Here is a 5,280-nt window from a genome sequence, read left to right as displayed (position 1 = left end):
GATCTTCTACGTCAACATCCCGGTCGGCATCGCCGCCGCGGCCGCGACGTGGATGATCTATCGCCAGCGCGAATCGGCGATCCGCCGCGCACCGATCGACGGCGTCGGCCTCGCGCTGCTCATCGTCTGGGTCGGTTCGCTGCAGATCATGCTCGACAAGGGCAAGGATCTCGACTGGTTCTCGTCGACAACAATCGTCGTGCTCGCGCTCACCGCCGTGATCTCGTTCGCGTTCTTCGTCGTCTGGGAACTGACCGCCGAATATCCGGTGGTCGACCTGTCGCTGTTCCGCCGACGCAACTTCACCGGCGGAACGGTCGCGCTATCGGTCGGATACGGCCTGTATTTCGGCAATCTGGTGCTCCTGCCGCTGTGGCTGCAGACGCAGATCGGCTACACCGCGACCGATGCCGGCCTCGTGATGGCGCCGGTCGGATTGTTCGCGATCCTGCTGTCGCCGCTTACCGGCAAGTTCCTGCCGCGCACCGATCCGCGTTACATCGCGACGGCGGCGTTCCTGATCTTCGCACTGTGCTTCTGGATGCGCTCGGGCTACACGACGGGCGTCGACGAATGGTCGCTGACACTGCCGACGCTCGTGCAAGGCATCGCGATGGCGGGCTTCTTCATCCCGCTCGTGTCGATCACGCTGTCCGGTCTGCCCGCCCAAAGGATTCCGGCTGCGTCAGGGCTGTCGAATTTCGTGCGGATCATGTGCGGCGGTATCGGTACGTCGATCTTCCAGACCGCGTGGGACCACCGCAACAACTTCCACCACGCGCAACTGGTCGAGCAGGCGAACGCATATAACCCGACGTTCAACCAGGCCGTCACCCAGATGGGACATCTCGGCCTGAGCGAACAGCAGGCACACGGCCTCATCAACAATCTCGCCACGCAGCAGGCCGCTCAACTCGGCGTGAACGACCTGTTCTATATCTCGGCGGCGATCTTTGTGTTGCTGATCGCGCTGATCTGGATCACGAAGCCCGAACGCGCGGGCGGCGCAGATGCCGGCGCCGCGGCGTCGGCGGCGCACTGAACGAATCGATGCCCGAAAAACAACAAGCCCGGCCATGCATGGCCGGGCTTGTTGTTTGAGACGCGATCAATGAGATGCGGTCAAGGCCGGATGAATCGCGCGGGCCGTACCGCGACAACGACGATCCACGCGCCGCGTCGCGTATTTCAGCCGGCGGTCACGACGAGTCGCTCGGGTGCAAGCACGCCACTTCCCGCCCGGGCGACGCCGAGCAATCGCGTTGCGTCGTACACGCGCACGCGTTCGCCTTCATTCGCATCGATGCGGTCAAGCTCCGACAGGCGCAGACGTTGACCATGCAGGAAGCGTTTCGCGCACTCGTCGTCAAGACGCACCATCGGAAACGTCGACAGCAGCGCATCGACCGGTTGCAGCCACGCGTCGCGTGACGCCTCGTCGGCATCGGACAATGCGTCCAGCGTCACCGCATGCTCGAGCGTCAGCGCGCCGACGCCCGTCCGGCGCAGCATCGTCAAATGCGCGCCGCAGCCCAGCGCCTCGCCGAGATCTTCGGCAAGCGTACGCACATAGGTGCCCTTGCTGCATGTCACGCGAAACGTCACGTCGGGCAGCTCGCAGGCGAGCAGTTCGAGCACGTGGATCGTCACATTGCGCCCTTCGCGCTCGACCGTCTGGCCGGCACGCGCGTATTCGTAAAGCGGCTTGCCGTCACGCTTGAGCGCGGAATACATCGGCGGAATCTGCACGATCTCGCCGGTAAAGCGGGGAAGCACGGCCTCCACGGCCGCGCGGTCGCACGTCACGGGACGTGTGTCGAGCACCTCGCCCTCGGCATCGCCGGTCGCGGTGCGCACGCCGAGGCGCATCGTCGCCTCGTAGGTCTTGTCCGCTTCGAGCAGATCCTGCGAGAACTTCGTCGCCTCGCCGAAGCATAGCGGCAACAGGCCGGATGCAAGCGGATCGAGCGTGCCGGTATGCCCGGCCTTCTTGGCGAGATAGAGGCGCTTCGCGCGAATCAGCGCGTCGTTGCTCGACAGGCCAACCGGCTTGTCGAGCAACAGGACGCCGTCCAGCGCGCGCCGGGGCACGCGCTGGCGTTGTGGTGCAGCAGTCTTCATAAATCGTGCATCCGTGCGGCTGGACTCACTCGTCCTTCGCGCGCGTCGAATTGGCCTCGTCGATCAGGCGCGACATGGCGACCGCCTTCTCGATCGTCTGGTCGTAATGGAAATGCAGCGTCGGCACCGTATGGATGTGCAGGCGCTTGAACAACAGATTGTGCAGATGGCCCGCCGCACGGTTCAGCGCTTCCTGCGTGTCGGCCGGATTGCCGGTCAACGTCGTGAAGTACACCTTCGCGTGCGCATAGTCCGGCGTCAGCTCCACGCTCTGGATGGTCACGAGGCCGATTCTCGGGTCCTTGACCTCGCGCATGATGAGTTCGGACAGGTCGCGCTGAATCTGATCGGCGATCTGCACGTTGCGATTGGGAGAAGTACGTTTCCTGGTCATGATCGATCCGTGATCCCTTGTACTGGCCAATGTCGGCGGCCCGCTTTGCAAGCCGCCATGAAAATGGGCGGGACAGGCCCAAGCCTGCCCCGCCCATGAGCCTTCACGCCACTGTTACAGCGTACGTGCGACTTCCGTCACCTCGAAGACTTCGAACTGATCGCCTTCGACGATGTCGTTGAAATTCTTCACCGACATACCGCATTCGAAGCCCTGACGGACTTCCTTGGCGTCGTCCTTGAAGCGCTTCAGCGACTCGAGTTCGCCGGTGAAGATCACGACGTTGTTGCGCAGCACGCGCACCGACGACGTGCGCTTGACCACACCGTCCGTCACCATACAGCCCGCGACCGTGCCGACCTTCGGCACCTTGAACACCTGGCGCACCTCGACCATGCCGGTCACGACTTCGCGCTTCTCCGGCGCCAGCATGCCCGACATGGCCGCCTTCACCTCATCCACTGCGTCATAGATGATGTTGTAGTAGCGAATGTCGATGCCGTTCGATTCGGCCAGCTTGCGCGCCTGTGCATCTGCACGCGTATTGAAGCCGATGATGACCGCCTTCGATGCCGTTGCCAGGTTGACGTCGTTTTCGCTGATGCCGCCCACCGCGCTGTGCACGATCTGCACGCGCACTTCGTCGGTCGACAGCTTGAGCAGCGATTGCACGAGCGCTTCCTGCGAGCCCTGCACGTCCGCCTTGATGATGAGCGGCAGGTTCTGCACTTCGCCTTCGCCCATCTGCTCGAGCATGCTTTCCAGCTTCGCCGCCTGCTGCTTCGCCAGCTTGACGTCGCGGAACTTGCCCTGACGGAACAGTGCGATTTCGCGCGCCTTGCGTTCGTCCGGCAACACGATCACTTCCTCGCCTGCGCCCGGCACTTCGGACAGACCCTGGATCTCGACCGGAATCGACGGGCCGGCTTCCTTCGTCGGCTTGCCGTTCTCGTCGAGCATCGCACGCACGCGGCCGTAGGCCGTGCCTGCGAGCACGATGTCGCCGCGATTCAGCGTACCCGACTGCACCAGCATCGTCGCGACCGGACCCTTGCCCTTGTCCAGCTTCGCTTCGATGACGATGCCCTTGGCCGGCGCCTCGACCGGTGCCTTCAGTTCCAGCACTTCGGCCTGCAGCAGCACGTTCTCGAGCAGGTCGTCGATACCCGAACCCGTCTTCGCCGACACCGGCACGAACGGCGAATCGCCACCGTATTCTTCCGGCACGACGCCTTCCGCGACCAGCTCCTGCTTGACGCGATCCGGATTCGCTTCCGGCTTGTCGATCTTGTTGATCGCGACGACGATCGGCACGCCACCCGCCTTCGCGTGCGCAATGGCTTCCTTCGTCTGCGGCATCACGCCGTCGTCCGCCGCCACCACCAGAATGACGATGTCGGTCGCCTTCGCACCGCGCGCACGCATGGCCGTGAACGCTTCGTGACCCGGCGTGTCGAGGAACGTGACGACGCCGCGCGGCGTTTCGACGTGATACGCGCCGATGTGCTGCGTAATGCCGCCCGCTTCGCCCGCCGCCACCTTCGCGCGACGGATGTAGTCGAGCAGCGAGGTCTTGCCGTGGTCGACGTGGCCCATCACCGTGACGACCGGCGGACGCGGCAGTTGCTCCGCATCGCTGCCTGCTTCGCCTTCGATGAGCAGCGCTTCCGGATCGTCCAGCTTCGCGGCGACCGCGCGGTGGCCCAGCTCCTCGACGATAATCATCGCCGTTTCCTGGTCCAGCACCTGGTTGATCGTCACCATCTGGCCCATCTTCATCATCACCTTGATGACTTCCGAAGCCTTCACCGACATCTTGTGTGCGAGATCGGCGACCGAAATGGTTTCCGGCACGTGCACTTCACGCACGATCGGCTCGGTCGGCGCCTGGAACGACGACCCGCTGTCCTGATGCTTGCCACGGCCACGCGGGCCGCCGCGCCAGCCGCGGTCGACACCGCCGCTCGAATCTCCGCGCGTCTTGATGCCGCGACGCTTCGCAGCGTCATCCTGCCAGCCGCCCTTGCCTGCGCCCGGCTTCTTGTTGCGGTCGCCCGCGCCAGCCGGCGCCTGCGTCGTCGCCGGTGCCGCGCCGCCCGGCTTCTTCGCCGCCGGACGAGCCTGCGCACCTTCACCCGCCGGCTTGGCCGGCTTGTGCAGCGTGCCCTTCGCTTCCGCCGGCTTCGGCGGTTCGACCGGCTTCGGCGGCTCCACCGCCTTGACCACAGCCTTGCGCGGCGTGTTCATCATCTCGCGAATGGCGCGCGCTTCCGCTTCGGCCGCTTCACGGCGCTTGCGGATCTCTTCCTGCTCCGCGCGCGCCTTTTCGGCTGCTTCACGCGCCGCGTCTTCGGCCTTCTTCGCCGCTTCGCGCTGTGCGGCGCGTTCCGCTGCCGCACGCTCTTCGTCCTGCGTGGTCTGCGCCCGCGCTTCCTGCTCCGCTGCAGCGGCCTGCTGCGCTGCGGCAGCCTGCTGTGCTGCCGCTTCGGCCGCGGCACGCTTCGACGCCGCCTCGACCTCGGCACGGCGACGCTCCGCCTCGGCCGCTTCCTCGCGGGCGCGGCGTTCCGCTTCCTCGCGCTCGAGGCGCTCCTGGCGCTCGCGCAACTCCTGCGCCTGCTTCTCGAGAAGCTCGGCCTCGCGGCGCGCTTCTTCCTCGCGGCGCTTCAGCTCCGCATCGTCTTCCGCCTCGGCGGCCTGCGACTGACCCTGCTCCGCACCGGCATCGCTCACGTCGTCGCGCTTGACGAACGTGCGCTTCTTGC

The 5,280-nt window shown here is 65.3% G+C and carries 4 protein-coding genes; 1 reads left to right on the top strand and 3 read right to left on the bottom strand.

All coding sequences use genetic code 11. The features are described 5' to 3' along the window. The coding region (locus tag KH616_RS20875) for a DHA2 family efflux MFS transporter permease subunit (RefSeq protein WP_292250430.1) at positions 1 to 1,042 on the top strand (1,042 nt) is incomplete at its 5' end. Positions 1,043 to 1,188: 146 nt separating this feature from the next. Here the strand turns inward: KH616_RS20875 and truB are convergent. From truB to infB, 3 genes are all read right to left on the bottom strand, one after another. Then, a complete protein-coding gene (gene truB, locus KH616_RS20870; protein WP_292250429.1) occupies positions 1,189 to 2,121 on the bottom strand; it encodes a tRNA pseudouridine(55) synthase TruB in 933 nt (310 codons plus the stop codon). 25 nt (positions 2,122 to 2,146) lie between these two features. Beyond that, positions 2,147 to 2,515: a 30S ribosome-binding factor RbfA gene (gene rbfA / locus KH616_RS20865; RefSeq protein ID WP_292250427.1), complete on the bottom strand. Its 369-nt coding sequence runs from the start codon at positions 2,513 to 2,515 to the stop codon at positions 2,147 to 2,149. Between the two features lie 114 nt (positions 2,516 to 2,629). Continuing rightward, positions 2,630 to 5,280: translation initiation factor IF-2 (gene infB / locus KH616_RS20860; protein WP_292250425.1), on the bottom strand; the 2,651-nt coding region annotated here is incomplete at its 5' end.

It is taken from the genome of Burkholderia sp., assembly GCF_018375725.1.
GTDB lineage: Bacteria > Pseudomonadota > Gammaproteobacteria > Burkholderiales > Burkholderiaceae > Burkholderia.
The sequence above is the reverse complement of the archived record's forward strand: the minus strand, read 5'-3'. Positions and strand labels throughout refer to the sequence as shown.

Bases quoted from the DNA above. Each gene is read 5' to 3' on its own strand.
- truB (WP_292250429.1), bottom strand. From the start codon at position 2,121: ATGAAGACTGCTGCACCACAACGCCAGCGCGTGCCCCGGCGCGCGCTG.
- rbfA (WP_292250427.1), bottom strand. From the start codon at position 2,515: ATGACCAGGAAACGTACTTCTCCCAATCGCAACGTGCAGATCGCCGAT.